We start from the raw sequence: 15145 nt of genomic DNA on the forward strand, positions 1-15145 counted from the left end.
TTGGATAAAGGACGAGGCGAGGCTAACCCGGCGAAATCCGAAGAACAATCGGCCCGCAAACGCCGATGTCAGCAATGCTCAGCGCCGCGCCAGCCTCGTAAGATAAGCGCAGAACATGTCGGCCATGGCATCGGCATAGGCTGCGATCTCCGTCTCGCTCTGCGTCTCTTCCGAAAAATTCTTGCCGACCGCGCTGAGCGTCGTCGTGATCAGCTCGCCGGCGAGGCTGCGCGTCGCATCCGAGGCCTTGGGCAGCGCCTCCCGCATGAAGGAAGCGACGATGCCCTCGCCGGCTGCCCGTGCCTCGTTCGCCTCGGGCGCGTCGCGATAGAGCGGCGCGGCATCACTAAGCGCGATGCGGATCGCAGCCTCCTCGCACTCCGAGCGAATGAAGGCATGGACCAGCGCGCGCAGCCGTGCCGGCGGCGGCTTCGCCCGGTCCGCGAGGATGTCGCGCAGGAGCTCGCTGGTGCGCCGCCACTCGTCGCTCTGGAGGCGGAACAGGATCGCCGCCTTGTTCGGAAAATATTGATAGAGCGATCCAACGCTCACCCCGGCCCGCTCCGCCACCCGCGCCGTCGTGAAACGCTGCGCGCCCTCCTTCGCCAGGACCTGAACAGCGGCATCCAGGATGGCCGCCACCAGCCCGGTGGAGCGGGCCTGTTGCGGCTGTTTTCGCGAGGAAATTGAACGGCTTCGACGGTCGGCCATGGCGCCTGCGAGCAATGCGAATAGGAAATGCGACGAATTAGTCGTATTTCAATCTCCGCGCAAGCACGCGCTTCGCCGCGAACTCTGGAGACACCAAATGACCACCCCAACCATCACATTGCTTGCGCCGCTGCTGGATCGACTGTTCAACGAGGCCGAAGCAGCAAGCGGCGCAACGCTGGCCGCCGTCGCCGATTTGTCCGATGCCGACCGGGCGCGGATGTTGCGGAGCAAGACCGCCTACCGCGATCTCTATGGACGCCTGAAGAACGCCCCGCTCGCGGTCTCGCGCGAGACCGGTACGTTGCTCTACATGCTGGCGCGCAGCTCCCGCGCCAGGACCATCGTCGAGTTCGGCACCTCGTTCGGCATCTCGACCCTGCACCTTGCCGCAGCTCTGCGCGACAATGGCGGCGGCCGCCTCATCACCAGCGAGTTCGAGTCGTCCAAGGCGGCACGGGCGCGGGACAACCTCTCGGCCGGCGGCGTGATCGATCTCGTCGAAATCCGCGAGGGCGATGCGCTGAAGACGCTCAGTGCCGATCTGCCTGATACGATCGACCTCGTGCTGCTCGACGGTGCCAAGGCGCTCTACTCCGACATCCTGGATCTGCTCGAAGGCCATCTCGGGCCGGGCGCGATCATCGTCGCCGACAACGCCGACGACAGCCCCGACTATCTGGCGCGCGTACGTGCGCCCGGAAGCGGCTATATGTCGACGGCCTTTGCCGAAGACGTCGAGCTCTCGGTGCGGATCAACTAAAGCCGCGTCCAATCGCCAACCGCAGGCCGCCGTACGATGCATCGCGCGGCGGCTTCGTGTTGTCAGCGGCCTGCCTTGAAAACTCCGGTCCTGGCGCGTGACGCGCCTGTCGCAGCCCCGTCACTCACACGTGATACCTGCTCTTGGCAAAAGCCATGTTCCGCGTGCTGAACATACCTATCGCGCGGTATCTTTCCGCTTTACGTTCGAGCTCTCATGACATCCGCCTTCAATGCCTACGCCGCGCTTGCCCTCGCCATCGTCTTCGAGGTCACCGCCTCCGCCTTCCTGCAGCAGTCGGCGCAGTTCACCCGGCCGTGGCCGACGCTGGCGATGGTGCTGTTCTACGTCGCCTCGTTCTATGCGCTGTCGGTCGCGATCCGCGTCATTCCCCTCAGCATCGCCTATGCGATCTGGGGCGGGGTCGGCATCATTCTGACCGCCACGGTCTCCTTCGTGCTGTTCCGTCAGATGCTGGACGCCGCCGGCTTCGTCGGCATTACGCTGATCGTGTCAGGGGTCGTGATCATCAACCTGTTCTCGGAGACCATGGTGCATTGATGCCGGAAAGCCGCTACACCCGCGCCAAGCAGCCCGAGCAGGTGCGGCGCGCCCTGCTCGACCACGCTGCTGCCATTGCCATGGACCATGGCGTCTCCGGCGTCACGGTGCAGGCGGTCGCTGCGGCGGCCGGCGTCACCAAGGGCGGTCTGTTTCATCATTTCGGCAGCAAGCAGGCGCTGATCGAGGGCCTGTTCGCCGATCTCCTCGCCCGCGTCGATGCCGAGATCGACAGCGCCATCGAGTCGGATCCCAAGCCGCGCGGCAGCTTCACGCGGGCCTATGTGAATGCGGTGTTCACCGGCAAGGCCTTCGGCTTCGCAACGCCCTGGGCGGCGCTGAGCATGGTCGTCGTCACCGATCCGTCGCTGCGCCGACTCTGGAACGACTGGATCAAGGCCCGGCTGAAGCGCCATCGCGCCACCGATAGCGCGCCCGATCTTCACGTCATCCGCCTCGCCGCCGACGGCGCCTGGCTGTCCTATGTCACGACGGGACAGACACGCATGAGCGCCGACCTGCGCGCCGTGCACGACCGCCTGATCGCTCAGACCTATCGACGCGCTTAGCCGGGATTCGGGACGACAGTTATTGGCTCTGCACCGCTTTGGGCGGACGTGGCGATGATCGCGGCGGTTTTGCGCCAGGCTTGGCCGCAGCACGCGGCGGCGGCTCATCGACCGACTCCAGATAGGCGGCAAGCGCCTTTGCGGAATCAGAACTGGTCGCGTAGTGGTCCTTCAGGAACCAGGTCAGCGTGAGACTGAAGCGTCCCTTGGCAAGGCCCCGCGGAGTGCGGTGACAGGTCGCGCAACCGTCGGCAAAGAGCTTTGCGGGCGACTTGCCGGCATCGAGATTCTGCGCGGCCGCAACCGTCGCCGTCAGGACGGCGGCGGCAAGAGTCGTGAAGGGCGCGATCAAGCCGCGCCCCGGTCGAAACAGCGAAATCAATGTTGTCCCCTAGCCCGTCTTGCGGTTACGCCGCCAATAGCTGATCGAATTCGGGCGGCGCGTAGGCCTTGCCATCCTGATCGGTGATGACGACCTGCCATCCCTCACTGGCCCATACCCTCGCCTTGGCCACGATGAGCAGCCGGCTCTCGCGGGCGAAACTGTACTTCTCGTTGTCGCGTTCTGCGACCATTTTGTAGGCCAATGCAAATCCCCTGGCGTTGCCCTGCACCCGCTCCTCTCGTGGCAGCGGGCTTTGGCGGCAATTCGCCAGGAGCGTGGCAATTTGGTGCCATCCGCAGGCAGCACTGTGCCGGGCACGCTCGCAGCCGGGTAACCGGATGAGCGCGCGCCGCGTCCGGGACGCGATCCTGCTTGTCGCGGGCTGCTTGCCGCCAGGCGCGGAGCGCCGCAGGCGCGTCGTCATATCATGCTGAATCGGCCGCCGGCCCCGTCACGACTGTCACGGGGACCGATCGCGCCTGTCCGAGCCCCGCTAGTGGACGCGGATCACGTGCGGCCGGCCGAGATTGATCAGCCCCTGCACCGCCGAGAGGCGATCATCGAGGGCTGCGATGGTGAGTTGCAGATTGTTGCGGCGCTCGTCGAGCATGCCCATCTCGGCGCCGGTGAGCTTTGCGCTCGCCCGTTCCTTGTGGATCGCTTCGAGCGATTTGCGCAATCCGGCAATCAGGCCGGACAGCTGCTTGGCCTCCTTGGTCATCGACCGCTTCGCGACATTTTGGCGGCGCGTCTCCGCCTGGCTCTGTCTCATCGTCATCCTCCCGTGCCCCGCTGCCCCGAGTGGATGCTTACAGCTTTCGGTAGAGATATTACGATCGATGAAATCTGCCGGCGAAGAACTGACTTAAATTGTAAGGGCCTTGCGATGGCCAAAGAAAAAGCCCGGCGCTGCGGCCGGGCTTTTTTGGCAACCCTAGTGCTTTTGATGGCCGCCGCCGGGACCGCCGGCCGGCGCATTGCCGCCGCGCGGCGCCGCATTGATGTGCGGAGCGCCGCCGCCGCCCGGGTGCGACATTGCGGGCGCAGCCGCGCGCGGCGCCGGCATCTGCGCACGGGCATTCGTCGGCGAACCGTGGCTGACGTTCGGCTTCGCGACATGCGGCGTCGCGGGCCGGGCTGCAGGCGCGGCCGCGCGCGGCGCTTCATGAGCGCGCGTCATCGGCTGCGCGCGCACGGCGGCACGGCTCGCACCACGGTCGTGCATCATGCGCGCCTGCGCCTCGCGCGCACTGCGGCTCTGCACGGCGGCTCGCTCATGCGCGATGCGCTCACTCCGCGCGGCGCGGGTCCGGTCGATCGTAACCGCGGCGTTGCGCTTGGCGATGGCGGCGTTGGGCCGCGCGACCGCGGTCTCCCGTCCGGTGATCGCGACATTGCCCCTGGCGCGCACACCGCTGCGCTCGAGTGCGACCGCCGCGTCACGCGTCGCCGCGCGACCGATGCTGGCCGCACGTGGATCAAGCGTCATCCGCGTCGCGAAGCGCTGATGCGAAGTCCAGTAACTATTCCAATAGGCGTGGCGACGGTACCAGGGACGTCCCGCATAGTAGCTCGACCAGTACGAGGTCAGCACGAACGGGACGACGGGCACGTCGATCTCGTCGACATAGTCAGGGAGATAGACGTAGTGGTTGCGATAGAGATATTCGAGATATTGCGACGACACCCAGCCGCGATCGTCGGAGAAGCTCACGTCGCACCAGGCATTGCCGCGCAGGCAACCATGGATGTTGACGCGAGCGCCGCCGGGGATGCGGTCGACCAGGGGAAAGCCCGTGCCCGGCCCGGCGCGCAGACCGGTCGAGACGGTGACGATGCCCGGCGCGGCCAGCGCGGCCGTCGGGACGAGCAGCAATGCGGCAAGTAAAACGCTTTTGAGTCTCATGGCGTGTTCCTCCTCTGCCAGTCGGAACGCGCAAGCAGAACGGGCGTTCCGCGTATGGTGGTCGCATCCGTCGAAAGATCGAGATGCACACCGCGCGCGGTTCAATATTCATTCGCCGTTCATCGGCACAGCGCCCGGTCGCGCTGCCAGGCCGTCAATTTGCTGGCAACATGACGGCGTCAAAGTACGACGCAAGCGCAGCAAAGCCGTCGAGCGGCAGCACGTTCGCGACATACTGGTCCGGCCGCACCACGACCATGCAACCCGCCTTCCGGTCGATGCCGCGCATAGCGAAGACGTCGTGCCCGCTCTTGAGGTCGGGACAAAACATCTTCTCGTAATCGATCAAGCCGTAGCGGCCTTTGCGCGGCAGCAGCTGCGACGGCATCGCCTCGACGGCAAGCTCGCGATGATCCTGCTGGAAGACCGCGCGCAGGTCGATCACGCTGTCGATATCGGCGCCCGTGGGCGTGTATCGCCTGATCGGCGACTCCCTGGCATCGGTGAGGAAATTGCACAGCGCGCGAATGGCTGAGCCGACGGCGGCGGGATCTTCCGCCGGCGAAAACGCGTAGATGCGGAAGCGGCCGTCGGCCTGCGCCGCATGGCCGAGATGCACCGGCTTGGCGTCCGCCAGCCGAATCACCGGCGCGGAGTGGAAGCGCTTGCCGATGACGAGACCTTGCGCAAGATGCTGATGCGCGGCCGTGGCGGTGAGAAGCGACGGACGGTAATGCGTCGCGGTCCCTGCCGTGTAACGGCCGTGCCGGACGAAATAGTCCTGCGTCTTCGCCGCATCGGCACCGCCGGCCTTCGCGGCGGAGGCGAGTATCCCGGCCCATTCACGATCGAAGTCGATCAGCTCCTTGGCAACCGCCTGGCGTTCGGCCGAATAGGAATGCAGCAGGCTTGGGGCGCACTGCCTGCGCAGGACGGCGGCGAGCTTCCAGCCGAGATTGAAGGCATCCTGCATCGAGACGTTCATGCCCTGCCCCGCCTTCGGGCTGTGGGTATGGCAGGCATCGCCGGCGATGAAGATGCGTGGCGGGCGGGCGGCGACGTCGACCTCCGGCACGTCGTCGAACTTGTCGGTGAGGCGCTGACCGATCTCGTAGACCGACCACCAGGCGATCTCCTTCACCTCGAGCGTATGCGGCTTCAAAATCCGCTGCGCCTTGGCGATCACGTCATCGGCGGTGATGTTGCGATTGGCGACGCGCTCGCCGATCTCGAGCTTGGCGAGCTCGACATAGAGGCGGACCATGTAACCGCCCTCGCGCGGAATGATGAGCAGGCTGCCGTCCTTCGCCGATTGGATCAACGACTTGAAGCGGATGTCCTGGAAGTCTGTCACCGCCAGCACGTCCATCACGCCCCAGGCGTGATTGGCGGAATCACCGTGCAGCTCGCGTCCGATCGCCTTCCGCACCGTGCTGCGCGCGCCGTCGCAGCCAACGACATAGCGCGCCTTGATTGTTTCGACCTTGCCCTCGCTTCCGGCATCGACGCGCTCGAGGCGCACCGTCACGGCATGATCGGCGGTACCAGCGGCCGGATCGACATCGAGATCGAGCACGCGCCGGCTGTAATACGGCTCGAGCTTGGCCGGCGATTTCCGCATCACGTCGAGAAAGCCGTCATGGATGCGGGCCTGGTTGAGGATGACATGCGGGAATTCAGACAGCCCGTCCTCGACGTCCTGCACCCGGCCGCTGCGGACGATGGTCTCGGGATGCCGCTCGTCCGGCTTCCAGAACGTCGTCTCGTTGACCCAATAGGCCTCCTTCAGCACACGCTCGCTGAAGCCAAAGGCATGAAACATCTCCATGGTGCGGCAGGCGATGCCGTCGGCCTGACCGACCAGCAGACGCCCCGGCTTCTGCTCGACGATGCAGGTCTTGATATCAGGGAATTGCGCGAGCTGGGCGGCCAGCGTCAGGCCGGCGGGCCCGCAGCCGACGATGAGGACATCGACCTCTTCGGGAACGGCGCCCGCTGCACCCGAGGCCTGAACACGCTCGGCGGGATCCGCAATCTCGGGATCGCCCGGCTGAAATCCATTCAGATGGAATTGCATGAGCACCTCTCCCGCCAAATTTCTGTTTGGATATTGCTCAGTATGCTGACTATCAGTATACTTGTCAATGGTCCGCATCGTCCCTGCCAAACGGAGACCTCGGTGAAAGACAACAACGACATGCCCGGGCATCTGGCGCGCCGGTTCCAGCAGATCGCGGTCGCGGTATTTCTGGCTGAAGTCGGAGATGCCGGCTTCGATCTTACGCCGGTACAATATGCCGCGCTGGCGACCATCAAGGCCAATCCGGGGCTCGACCAGGTGACGCTCGCAGGATTGATCGCCTACGACCGCACCACCATCACCGGCGTGATCGATCGACTGGTGCAGAAGCGCCTTATCGAGCGCCGCGCCTCCAGCCGCGACCGCCGCGCGCGGGAGCTCGAGATCACCGATGAAGGCCGGCGCACGCTGCGCAAGATCACGCCCGCCGTCGAATCTGCGCAGCGCGTCATGCTGCGCGGCCTCAGCGCGAAGGAAGGCGAGGAATTGATGCGGCTGTTGCGCAAGGCGATTGCCGCCGGCAACGAGCTCAGCCGCGCGCCGCTGCGCGGTGTGCAGTCATAAGCCGGTCGTTTTGTACGCAATTGTCGCAGCGCCGCGAAACCTGGAACTAACGTTCGGCTGTTACGGTCGGCCCGTTCGGCGCTAACGCGCGATTAACTTTGCGGGTCGGGAGTTTCGGATGTTCAGGTGCATTGTTGCGGCCGCGGCGATCGCGCTCGCGAGCGGTCATGCGCTCGCAAACGGCCATGGCGGCGGCGACTCCCCGCCCCCGCCGAAACCCGAGGCAACGACCGCACCGGCGAAGGTGGTCCTGACCAAGCAGGGTCCCAAGCTCGTCGACCTCAAGGGCATGACGCTCTACTATTATGAGCGCGACACCACCGGCAAGACGTCGAACTGCAACGGCAAGTGCACCGAGAGCTGGGTTCCGCTAGCCGCGACGACCGACGCCAAAGCCGTCGGCGATTTCACCGTGATCAACCGCAACGACGGTAGCAAGATGTGGGCGTACCGCTATCGCCCGCTCTACACCTCGCCCGCCGACAAGGCGCCGGGCGATGCCAACGGCAATGCCATGACGCTGCAATGGCGGATCGCCAGGCCGGGCGATTAGGGCGAGAGCCGCGCGCGACGATTGGCGCCCGACGTGCCGACGATCTTTGCACCGTTGTAGGCCTACTCGCGCGCCAAGTTCGACGGCACCGGCTTGAACGTCGGAATATTCGCGCTTGCCTCGAGCGGCCTGACCTTCGTATGCACCAGCACCGGCCTGGTCGTGAACCAGGCCGCTGCCACGGCCGCGATCACTATTCCCGCGCCAAGCGCCGTAAATGCTTTCATGTTTTCGTCTTGGCGATCAGTTGCCGAGAATGACACCATGCTGGTGTCGCGACGGATGATCGGCGCCGACCAGCGCATTGGGATCGGTTGCGATCACGGCTTCCGGCAACGGCATCGGTTCGAGGCCGGCGAAGCGGCGATAGAGCGCACCCATCACGGCTCCGCAAAACGCTGCCGGTACCGTGAGCATCGCAAAGAGCGGCATCGCAAACGCGAGCAGCAGCGGGCAGGCGAAAGCCGCGACGCCTCCAATCGCCGCGTATTCCCATCCGCTGCGACGGCTCATTGCTCGCGCGACGTGGTGCACGCAGAGAATGAAGATGCTCGAAGGAATGACGGAGATCACAATCATGATCATGAAAGTTTGCGCCGGGATTACGGCTGCGAAGATATGAGCGGTGCTCTTGTCAGCGAAACCATTCATCAGGAGCGGCACCAGCGTGTAAGGCAGAAGCGTTGCGAGCACTGTCGGCATCAGAGCCGCGATCGCGATGCCGGCGACCGACGTGCGGACCCGGACCGGTCCGTCGAATACAATCGGCGGCGGCGCTGCCGGTGCGGCCGCGGCGGAGCCCGCGCCGGCAGCTCGTGCTACCGGGCTCAGGCCGGCGAACTGGCCATAGAGGAATCCGCCGATTACCCCTGCGATCGTCGGCAACAGACCGATTGTCACCACCGTACCGTCGCCGGGAGCGGCCAGCTGGATGTGGTTGCGGATCGCAATGCCATAGCTTACCGCGGCCACGACGCCGCCCATCAACGCATAAGCGAGCCGGCTCGATATCGTCCACTGTCGCAGCAGGATATGCCCGGCGAACAGGAAGGTTGCATCGATGGCCATGCGGCCCGCATAGAACACCAGGATCTGATCCGGCGCAGGCACGCCTGCGGGATCGGTCACCTGCCCGCCCGCGATGGCGAAGGCCATCAGTACGGCTTCGACGATAGCCAGCGGAATCAGCGCGGCGAACAGCGCGCGCGGCGAATTCTTCACGAGATACATGCGAGCAACCCCTTGCTCGCTGCACGCTAGAGGCGAGGCGTTACGGACCGCGCAAGACAATGGATAAAATTGTCCGCAAGCGGATGGCGACGACTTCACGCCGTGCTCGCCCTCGCGCGTTTATCCGCGCCAGAATGCGCCGGTCACGGCCTGCGCGTTTTGCCCAGGCGGCAGCACCACCACGGTCGAGCCCAGCTTCACCCGGTCATAGAGATCGATGACGTCCTCATTGCGCATCCGGATGCAGCCCGACGAGATCGCCTGCCCGATATATTCGGGCTGGTTGGTGCCGTGGATGCGGTAAAGCGTGTCCTTGTTGCCGGCATAGAGATAAATTCCCCGCGCGCCCAGCGGGTTGGCGGGACCGCCGGGAACGCGCGCCGGATACGGCCCGAGCCGCGCCTGGATATCCGCTGTCGGAATCCAGTCCGGCCATTCCGCCAAGCGGCCGACCCGCGCGACGCCTGAGAACGCCATGGCTTCCTCGCCGACCGCGACGCCGTAGCGGATCGCTTTGCCCTCGGGCAGCACGAAATACAGGTAGCGCGCGTCGGTATCGACCAGGATGGTCCCTGGCTGCTCCTTGCGCTGGTAATCGACGATGTGGCGTAGATACTGCTCAGGTACGTTGGCCTTTGCGTAAGGCGTGTGCGCGAGCAACTGCCGGTCGCGAGCCGTCATGCTCGCATCCGTCGATGGCGAAAGCGTCGTCTGCATGCAGCCGCCGAGCGGCAACAAGGCGACGACGAACAAACAGAGAAGAGATCTTGGCACCACCGGCCCCCCGATAGCGCCCCCAGCCCCGCCAGATGCTGCCCAAATCGTGCTGAAAACAAGGCAAACCGGAACACGTGCGCGTGTTCGACAAAACGGGTTCCATCACCACAAACGGCAGAGGAGCGTCGCATCATCTCCATCTCCTTGCCTTGCTTTGGTCAAACGCGGCTGGACTCGTGCGTCCCTGGGATTTGGGATGGGCCCACCTCAACAGATCGGCTCCGCGCCAATGCGGAGGACCAAAACTTAAACATCTGGGCTTCAAAAGGAGCTGCGATGCTCGCGACGCTCAATAGCAAGCAAATCGTCGATGAGATCGTGAAGGACACGGTCAAGGACAACGACCCGCACGACGCGGTTCAGATTTCTCCCGAGATCGTGCTGGTCTCGCGCCCGGGGAGCGCGGCGCCAGCGCTGGCGCCGGAGATCGCACCCCGTCCGGAGCCGAGGTTCGCTCCGAATCCCGCGCGTGCGCCGGAGCCCACGATCAACGTCGTCTACGGCAAGCCCGCTGCGGCACCTTCGGTCGACACGGCGGTCCGTGTGACGGCCAGCGATGGTCCCGGCCATCGCAAGCGATCCGCGGTTGGCAAGTGGCTGCGCGGTGCGTTCGTCACGTTCCTGTTCGCGGGCGGCAGCGCGGCTGCCGCGATTGCCTGGGAGAAGCACGGCGACACGGCAAAGCAAATGCTCGCCGAATGGACGCCGGTATTGACGTCGCTGATGCCTTCGACGTCGCTGATGTCTTCGACCTCGGAGACGACGCCCGTCGCGGCAGCGGAAGCCGCCCCGCCCGCAGCACCAGCGGCAACGGAACCAACGGCCGATCAACCCGCGACGCCGCCTCCGACCCAGCTTGCCGCCGCGCCCGCAACGGCGCAGCCGGACACCGCGCAAACGGTGCAATCGATGACGAACGATCTCGCCGCGATGGCGCAGCAGATCGAGCAGCTCAAGGCCAACATCGCCGAGTTGAAGGCCGGACAGGAGCAGATGGCGCGCGAGATGGCGAAGCCGCCTGCGCCGAGGCCAGTGGCTGTCGAGACCAAGCCGGTCGATCCGCGCCCACGCGCCTCTGCGCTCCCGCCGCGGCCTGCGCCGCCGGTTCGCAAGCCCAAGCCGGCCGTCACGCAGACTTACATGCCGGCCTATACCCCAGCGCCGCTTGCACCTCCGCCGCCATCGCAGGCTGTCGCGGCCCCGCCGCCGGCTGCGACGACGCAAGCCGTAGCCGATGACGATGGGCCTGTCGTGCGTCCGCCGATGCCGCTGCGCTAGCGCAGCGCCAGGCGACACCACAGCGTCGCAGCGCTACGCTGTCCGAGTCGATGTGATGCGTTGAGTCCGGGCGATTACGGGAAGCGATGCTTCGATCGTCTTCCGCTCAAGAGAAAAGGCCGTCGGGATTTATGCCGGCGACCTTCTCTTGCAACTGCCGGTTCCCGGAGCCCGGTTCTGTTGCGATTCCATGCTTCATGATCGCGCCGTATATTTAATAAAATCTTAATGAGCCCACATGCTGCACATCATTTCTGCGCCATAAGCACAGAGATTGCGCGGCCGGATCATTCGATAAATATCGACTCGTGATACCATCCCGGATGTGTCGAGATTTCCATTGAAGACTTGTTTTTCAAACTTGGATCATCACACCGGGGAAGTCGGATGCCTTACTACTCCTTCGATCTTGTGGTTGGTGAAGAGTTCAGGAACCAGGGCGGAATCATCCTCGAAGACATCGAGGTCGCCTCCGATCGCGCCGATCAATTGGCATGCGAGCTGTCGCAGGTGAAGCCGGAGCTTCAGCAGAAGGGTTGCTCGGTTCGCGTCACCGATCGCGATCACAACGAGGTCTATCGCACGCCGCTCGATCCCGTGCCGGCCTGGCAGCGCTAGGCTAATCTAGCACCGGCGGTTCGAACCAGTTCGTCAGCGACAGCCCGCCGTCGACAACGAAGGCTGCGCCGGTGACGTAAGCGGAGAGCTTGTTCGACAAGACGGTGAGCGCCATCGGCGCGAGATCATCGGCCTCGCCGAGACGCCCGAGCGGAATGTGCTGCGCCAGCGAGGGATCCGCGACGAACCCGCCGGCTGCGATCGCGCCGGGCACCAGCGCGTTGACCCGGATGTCGTGCTGGCCGAACGTCTTGGCGAGCTCCTTCACCAGCATTGCCATTGCCGCCTTCGCTGTCGAATAGTGCGGCAAATTGCGCGGCGTGCCGGCATGCAGCGAGGTGAGAAACAGGAACGAGCCCGGCCGCTTCGCCGCAATCAGCCGTTTCGCGATCTCGCGCGCCAGATGAAAGCCGGCATCGAGATTGACGGCATGCATCTCCTGCCAGGTCCTGCGATCGACCGCGAGCGCATGGTCCGCCTCTCGCCGCGGCGGAGACGCGCTGTGGACGAAATGCGTGACCTCCCCGAGCGCCCCCTGTGCGGCGGCCAGCAGCTCATCGCATGCCTCGAGCCTGGCGAGATCGCCGATCCAGGACACCGCCAATTCGGGTCTCTTGCTCGCGCCGATGGCGGCCTCTACCCGCTCGGAGCTGATATCGGCGAAGACGGTCCGCACGCCCTCGCCGACCAGGGCCTGCGCGATCGCCCGGCCGATGCCGTTGCCCGCGCCGGTGACGAGTGCGGTGTCGCGTGCGGGATCGAATGGCGTGCTGAACAGGCTCATGTCGCGCTCCTGGGCCGGGAGCGCCAGATTAGCGCACCGCACGGAGGGACGACAATTGCGCTCCGCTCCCATTGCAGAGCGGCGCGCCGGACGCTAGCCTCTCAAAAAACGGAGGAGATACCAAGGATGCGCACCGGTTTTCTGATGACGGGCCTCTTGCTGCTGGCTGCACCGGCCCAGGCGGCCGACGCACCGCCGCGCTCGACCTATGTGACGATGGTATTGCAGGCCTTCGCCGCCAAGGTCGAATGTCCGGGCACGGATCTCGTCTATCAGGACCTCGTGCAGAAGGCGCAGCAGATGCACCTGCCCGACGGCACCACCGAGAAAGTGCGTAAGGCGATCGCCTGGATGCACACCGGCGGCAAGATGGGCGAGAAGCAGGACGATGATTTGATGGCGGAGGTCGCAGTCGCGACCCAGGCGACCGACATGGACCAGCGCCGCCTCGGCATGCCCGGCTGGTGCGAGGCCCAGAAGACCAACCTCGCCGGATTGATCCGCAGCAAGGGCGGCTAGCAGGCGACCGTTGCAGCGTTAAGCACGCTGCGACGAACCGTTGCTTCGGCTAACAATCGTCACAATCCTCCACACCATGCCTCTTCGAATTCGAACCGGAGAGCCCTCATGCGGAGTATCCATTTCGTTTTCGCCGGCGCGATTGCGGCCGCCACGGTGCTGACCGCGCCCGTGCTGGCGAAAAATTCCGATGCTCAGAAAGGCGAGGAAAAATCCACCTCGTCGCCCTGTAGCGCCTATCAGCAGGCGCCTGACGGATCGTGGGAACCCCTTCCCTGCAAGGAGACCGGCGAGCGCGCGCAGCCCCAGACACAGCATCGCACTCCGCAGCAAGGCGTTGACCGCGAGGAGCGTTGAGCGCGCCCTGGCTTACAACTGTCAGCTCTGGTGCGGACCGCGCATGATCTTCATGGCGTCGACAATGTGACGCCATTCCTTGGCCTCCTCGGCCTCGCCGCGGCCCTCGCAGGCCTGCGCCTGCTCGGCGGCCTTCGCAATCGCAGCGAATCCGTGCTGTTCCAGCATCTGCCGCGCGACGGTGTGGACCTGGACCTCGGACATCATGGGCGCTCTCCCGGTGGATGGAAACCGCGGTGCATCGCTCCCGCGAGTCTCTCACAACGATTGAGCCCGGGGCTCGTTCCGTGCCGCCACCTGAGCGCACGACAAAGGCGGCCCGCCATGCCCGGCGGACCGCCTTCTCACCCACCCCAATTTGGACGCGTCGGCCGTGTCCCCTACGCGACCGCCACGCGCTTGCGCTCGATATCGTTGGGCACCTCGATATCGACCTCCAGAGTCGATACCTCGTCGCCGCGCTCGAGCCGGACGATGACCTTGGTCGGGTCCAGCGTGACGTGCTTGGACACGACGGCGAGAATTTCCTCACGCAGCACACCGAGCAGATCGGGCTGGCCACGCATTCCGCGTTCATGGGCAAGCAGGATCTGCAACCGTTCGCGAGCGACGGGTGCAGTGGCTTTCTTGCCGCGGAGAAGTCGAAGCAGACCCATGCTCATGCAGCCCTCCGTCGCAGCAGGCGGTCCATCAGACCTCTGCGCTCGGCGGGAACGTGCATCGTCACGTTCTCGCCGCAGAGGCGCTTGGCCGCGTCCATATAGGCTCGCGCTGGCGCTCCATCCGCGTTCGACAGCGTCACCGGCGTGCCGACGTTGGAGGCCTTCAACACGTCCTGGCTCTCGGGAATGATGCCGAGCAAGGGCGTGGCAAGGATTTCGAGGATGTCGTCAATGGTCAGCATCTCGCCGCGCGCGGCGCGGGAGGGATCGTAGCGGGTGATGAGAATGTGCTTCTCGACCCGCTCGCCCTTTTCGGCCCGCACCGTCTTGGAATCGAGCATGCCGATGATGCGATCGCTATCGCGCACCGAGGAGACTTCCGGATTGGTCACGATCACGGCCTCGTCCGCGAAGCGCATCGCCATGGAGGCGCCGCGCTCGATGCCGGCCGGGCTGTCGCAGATCACCCAGTCGAACCGGCTGCGCAGGTCGGCGATGACCTTGCCTACGCCCTCTTCCGTCAGCGCGTCCTTGTCGCGGGTTTGGGAAGCCGGCAGCAACCAGAGATTCTCCAGCCGCTTGTCCTTGATCAGCGCCTGCGGCAGCTTTGCCACGCCCTGCACCACGTTGATGAGGTCGAACACGACGCGGCGCTCGGCGCCCATGACGAGGTCGAGATTGCGCAGGCCGACGTCGAAATCGACCACCACGACCTTGTCGCCGCGCTGCGCGAGCGCAGCCCCCAGCGCGGCGGTCGTCGTGGTCTTGCCGACCCCGCCCTTGCCTGATGTCACGACCAGTACCTTACTCATCTGAAATGTCTCCTTT

General features: G+C 65.0%; 22 protein-coding genes. 9 read left to right on the plus strand and 13 right to left on the minus strand.

Annotated features, from left to right (window positions below; translation table 11 throughout):
* Nucleotides 1-78: 78 nt before the first annotated feature.
* A complete protein-coding gene (locus BLV07_RS18330) occupies nucleotides 79-711 on the minus strand; it encodes a TetR/AcrR family transcriptional regulator (RefSeq protein WP_091888101.1) in 633 nt (210 codons plus the stop codon).
* A 97-nt stretch (nucleotides 712-808) separates the two neighbouring features.
* On the opposite strand from BLV07_RS18330, the gene BLV07_RS18335 reads away from it, so the two are divergent.
* The 3 genes from BLV07_RS18335 (at nucleotide 809) to BLV07_RS18345 (ending at nucleotide 2604) form a co-directional block, all read left to right on the plus strand.
* Entirely contained in the window at nucleotides 809-1474 is a 666-nt protein-coding gene (locus BLV07_RS18335) for an O-methyltransferase (RefSeq protein ID WP_091888103.1), read from the plus strand.
* A gap of 216 nt (nucleotides 1475-1690) precedes the next feature.
* Nucleotides 1691-2035 carry a DMT family transporter gene (locus tag BLV07_RS18340; RefSeq protein ID WP_091888105.1) on the plus strand — a complete coding sequence of 115 codons (345 nt, stop codon included), beginning with the start codon at nucleotides 1691-1693 and terminating at the stop codon, nucleotides 2033-2035.
* Complete coding sequence (locus BLV07_RS18345; protein ID WP_091888107.1) at nucleotides 2035-2604, plus strand: TetR/AcrR family transcriptional regulator; 570 nt, start codon at nucleotides 2035-2037, stop codon at nucleotides 2602-2604. Before BLV07_RS18340 ends, BLV07_RS18345 begins: the two co-directional genes overlap by 1 nt.
* A gap of 19 nt (nucleotides 2605-2623) precedes the next feature.
* Here the strand turns inward: BLV07_RS18345 and BLV07_RS18350 are convergent, their stop codons facing one another.
* The 5 genes from BLV07_RS18350 to BLV07_RS18370 form a co-directional block, all read right to left on the minus strand.
* The gene (locus tag BLV07_RS18350) at nucleotides 2624-2986 is read right to left on the minus strand and encodes a hypothetical protein (RefSeq protein WP_176945615.1); all 363 of its coding nucleotides are present in this window, start codon (nucleotides 2984-2986) and stop codon (nucleotides 2624-2626) included.
* Nucleotides 2987-3011: 25 nt separating this feature from the next.
* A complete protein-coding gene (locus BLV07_RS48880; protein WP_244551138.1) occupies nucleotides 3012-3413 on the minus strand; it encodes a hypothetical protein in 402 nt (133 codons plus the stop codon).
* Nucleotides 3414-3482: 69 nt separating this feature from the next.
* The gene (locus tag BLV07_RS18360) at nucleotides 3483-3761 is read right to left on the minus strand and encodes a hypothetical protein (RefSeq protein WP_176945616.1); all 279 of its coding nucleotides are present in this window, start codon (nucleotides 3759-3761) and stop codon (nucleotides 3483-3485) included.
* 162 nt (nucleotides 3762-3923) lie between these two features.
* Nucleotides 3924-4895 carry an SH3 domain-containing protein gene (locus tag BLV07_RS18365; RefSeq protein WP_091888111.1) on the minus strand — a complete coding sequence of 324 codons (972 nt, stop codon included), beginning with the start codon at nucleotides 4893-4895 and terminating at the stop codon, nucleotides 3924-3926.
* A 154-nt stretch (nucleotides 4896-5049) separates the two neighbouring features.
* The gene (locus BLV07_RS18370; protein WP_176945617.1) at nucleotides 5050-6972 is read right to left on the minus strand and encodes an FAD-binding monooxygenase; all 1923 of its coding nucleotides are present in this window, start codon (nucleotides 6970-6972) and stop codon (nucleotides 5050-5052) included.
* Nucleotides 6973-7074: 102 nt separating this feature from the next.
* Here BLV07_RS18370 and BLV07_RS18375 point away from each other — a divergent pair, with 102 nt between their 5' ends.
* Both BLV07_RS18375 and BLV07_RS18380 read left to right on the plus strand, forming a co-directional pair.
* Entirely contained in the window at nucleotides 7075-7539 is a 465-nt protein-coding gene (locus BLV07_RS18375; RefSeq protein WP_091888115.1) for a MarR family winged helix-turn-helix transcriptional regulator, read from the plus strand.
* 118 nt (nucleotides 7540-7657) lie between these two features.
* Nucleotides 7658-8092 carry a COG4315 family predicted lipoprotein gene (locus BLV07_RS18380; protein ID WP_091888117.1) on the plus strand — a complete coding sequence of 145 codons (435 nt, stop codon included), beginning with the start codon at nucleotides 7658-7660 and terminating at the stop codon, nucleotides 8090-8092.
* A 62-nt stretch (nucleotides 8093-8154) separates the two neighbouring features.
* Here the strand turns inward: BLV07_RS18380 and BLV07_RS47625 are convergent, their stop codons facing one another.
* The 3 genes from BLV07_RS47625 to BLV07_RS18390 all read right to left on the minus strand — a co-directional run bounded on the left by BLV07_RS47625 (nucleotide 8155) and on the right by BLV07_RS18390 (nucleotide 10039).
* Nucleotides 8155-8319, minus strand: coding sequence for a hypothetical protein (locus BLV07_RS47625; protein WP_176945618.1), 165 nt, complete (start codon nucleotides 8317-8319; stop codon nucleotides 8155-8157).
* Nucleotides 8320-8335: 16 nt separating this feature from the next.
* On the minus strand, nucleotides 8336-9322 hold the full coding sequence (locus BLV07_RS18385; protein ID WP_091888119.1) for a hypothetical protein: 987 nt from the start codon (nucleotides 9320-9322) through the stop codon (nucleotides 8336-8338).
* Nucleotides 9323-9442: 120 nt separating this feature from the next.
* Nucleotides 9443-10039, minus strand: coding sequence for a L,D-transpeptidase (locus BLV07_RS18390; protein ID WP_165406031.1), 597 nt, complete (start codon nucleotides 10037-10039; stop codon nucleotides 9443-9445).
* Nucleotides 10040-10375: 336 nt separating this feature from the next.
* Between BLV07_RS18390 and BLV07_RS18395 the strand changes: the two genes are divergently transcribed.
* Nucleotides 10376-11377 (plus strand): hypothetical protein, encoded by a 1002-nt coding sequence (locus BLV07_RS18395; protein WP_091888121.1) that lies wholly within the window; start codon nucleotides 10376-10378, stop codon nucleotides 11375-11377.
* 387 nt (nucleotides 11378-11764) lie between these two features.
* On the plus strand, nucleotides 11765-11995 hold the full coding sequence (locus BLV07_RS18400) for a DUF6894 family protein (RefSeq protein WP_091888123.1): 231 nt from the start codon (nucleotides 11765-11767) through the stop codon (nucleotides 11993-11995).
* 1 nt (nucleotide 11996) lies between these two features.
* Here the strand turns inward: BLV07_RS18400 and BLV07_RS18405 are convergent, their stop codons facing one another.
* Entirely contained in the window at nucleotides 11997-12779 is a 783-nt protein-coding gene (locus BLV07_RS18405; RefSeq protein WP_091888125.1) for an SDR family NAD(P)-dependent oxidoreductase, read from the minus strand.
* Nucleotides 12780-12905: 126 nt separating this feature from the next.
* Here BLV07_RS18405 and BLV07_RS18410 point away from each other — a divergent pair, with 126 nt between their 5' ends.
* Nucleotides 12906-13298, plus strand: a complete 393-nt coding sequence (locus tag BLV07_RS18410; protein ID WP_091888127.1) for a hypothetical protein — start codon at nucleotides 12906-12908, stop codon at nucleotides 13296-13298.
* Nucleotides 13299-13406: 108 nt separating this feature from the next.
* Nucleotides 13407-13655, plus strand: coding sequence for a hypothetical protein (locus BLV07_RS18415; protein WP_091888129.1), 249 nt, complete (start codon nucleotides 13407-13409; stop codon nucleotides 13653-13655).
* Nucleotides 13656-13676: 21 nt separating this feature from the next.
* On the opposite strand, the gene BLV07_RS18420 is transcribed toward BLV07_RS18415, so the two are convergent.
* From BLV07_RS18420 to minD, 3 genes are all read right to left on the minus strand, one after another.
* Entirely contained in the window at nucleotides 13677-13862 is a 186-nt protein-coding gene (locus tag BLV07_RS18420; RefSeq protein WP_027572193.1) for a hypothetical protein, read from the minus strand.
* A gap of 173 nt (nucleotides 13863-14035) precedes the next feature.
* Entirely contained in the window at nucleotides 14036-14317 is a 282-nt protein-coding gene (gene minE, locus BLV07_RS18425; RefSeq protein WP_091888131.1) for a cell division topological specificity factor MinE, read from the minus strand.
* Nucleotides 14314-15129, minus strand: coding sequence for a septum site-determining protein MinD (gene minD / locus BLV07_RS18430; RefSeq protein ID WP_018644673.1), 816 nt, complete (start codon nucleotides 15127-15129; stop codon nucleotides 14314-14316). Before minD ends, minE begins: the two co-directional genes overlap by 4 nt.
* Between the last annotated feature and the right edge of the window lie 16 nt (nucleotides 15130-15145).

Origin of the sequence: Bradyrhizobium sp. Rc2d, from assembly GCF_900099855.1 — a bacterium.
Taxonomy (GTDB): Bacteria; Pseudomonadota; Alphaproteobacteria; order Rhizobiales; family Xanthobacteraceae; genus Bradyrhizobium.

Excerpts from the sequence above, each read along its gene's own strand:
- BLV07_RS18390 (WP_165406031.1), bottom strand. The coding sequence starts at position 10,039 with ATGCAGACGACGCTTTCGCCATCGACGGATGCGAGCATGACGGCTCGC.
- BLV07_RS18370 (WP_176945617.1), bottom strand. The coding sequence starts at position 6,972 with ATGCAATTCCATCTGAATGGATTTCAGCCGGGCGATCCCGAGATTGCG.
- BLV07_RS18420 (WP_027572193.1), bottom strand. The coding sequence starts at position 13,862 with ATGATGTCCGAGGTCCAGGTCCACACCGTCGCGCGGCAGATGCTGGAA.
- minE (WP_091888131.1), bottom strand. The coding sequence starts at position 14,317 with ATGAGCATGGGTCTGCTTCGACTTCTCCGCGGCAAGAAAGCCACTGCA.
- BLV07_RS18410 (WP_091888127.1), top strand. The coding sequence starts at position 12,906 with ATGCGCACCGGTTTTCTGATGACGGGCCTCTTGCTGCTGGCTGCACCG.
- BLV07_RS18400 (WP_091888123.1), top strand. The coding sequence starts at position 11,765 with ATGCCTTACTACTCCTTCGATCTTGTGGTTGGTGAAGAGTTCAGGAAC.
- BLV07_RS48880 (WP_244551138.1), bottom strand. The coding sequence starts at position 3,413 with ATGACGACGCGCCTGCGGCGCTCCGCGCCTGGCGGCAAGCAGCCCGCG.
- minD (WP_018644673.1), bottom strand. The coding sequence starts at position 15,129 with ATGAGTAAGGTACTGGTCGTGACATCAGGCAAGGGCGGGGTCGGCAAG.
- BLV07_RS18330 (WP_091888101.1), bottom strand. The coding sequence starts at position 711 with ATGGCCGACCGTCGAAGCCGTTCAATTTCCTCGCGAAAACAGCCGCAA.
- BLV07_RS18365 (WP_091888111.1), bottom strand. The coding sequence starts at position 4,895 with ATGAGACTCAAAAGCGTTTTACTTGCCGCATTGCTGCTCGTCCCGACG.
- BLV07_RS18345 (WP_091888107.1), top strand. The coding sequence starts at position 2,035 with ATGCCGGAAAGCCGCTACACCCGCGCCAAGCAGCCCGAGCAGGTGCGG.
- BLV07_RS18335 (WP_091888103.1), top strand. The coding sequence starts at position 809 with ATGACCACCCCAACCATCACATTGCTTGCGCCGCTGCTGGATCGACTG.
- BLV07_RS18415 (WP_091888129.1), top strand. The coding sequence starts at position 13,407 with ATGCGGAGTATCCATTTCGTTTTCGCCGGCGCGATTGCGGCCGCCACG.
- BLV07_RS18385 (WP_091888119.1), bottom strand. The coding sequence starts at position 9,322 with ATGTATCTCGTGAAGAATTCGCCGCGCGCGCTGTTCGCCGCGCTGATT.
- BLV07_RS47625 (WP_176945618.1), bottom strand. The coding sequence starts at position 8,319 with ATGAAAGCATTTACGGCGCTTGGCGCGGGAATAGTGATCGCGGCCGTG.
- BLV07_RS18380 (WP_091888117.1), top strand. The coding sequence starts at position 7,658 with ATGTTCAGGTGCATTGTTGCGGCCGCGGCGATCGCGCTCGCGAGCGGT.
- BLV07_RS18340 (WP_091888105.1), top strand. The coding sequence starts at position 1,691 with ATGACATCCGCCTTCAATGCCTACGCCGCGCTTGCCCTCGCCATCGTC.
- BLV07_RS18360 (WP_176945616.1), bottom strand. The coding sequence starts at position 3,761 with ATGAGACAGAGCCAGGCGGAGACGCGCCGCCAAAATGTCGCGAAGCGG.
- BLV07_RS18405 (WP_091888125.1), bottom strand. The coding sequence starts at position 12,779 with ATGAGCCTGTTCAGCACGCCATTCGATCCCGCACGCGACACCGCACTC.
- BLV07_RS18395 (WP_091888121.1), top strand. The coding sequence starts at position 10,376 with ATGCTCGCGACGCTCAATAGCAAGCAAATCGTCGATGAGATCGTGAAG.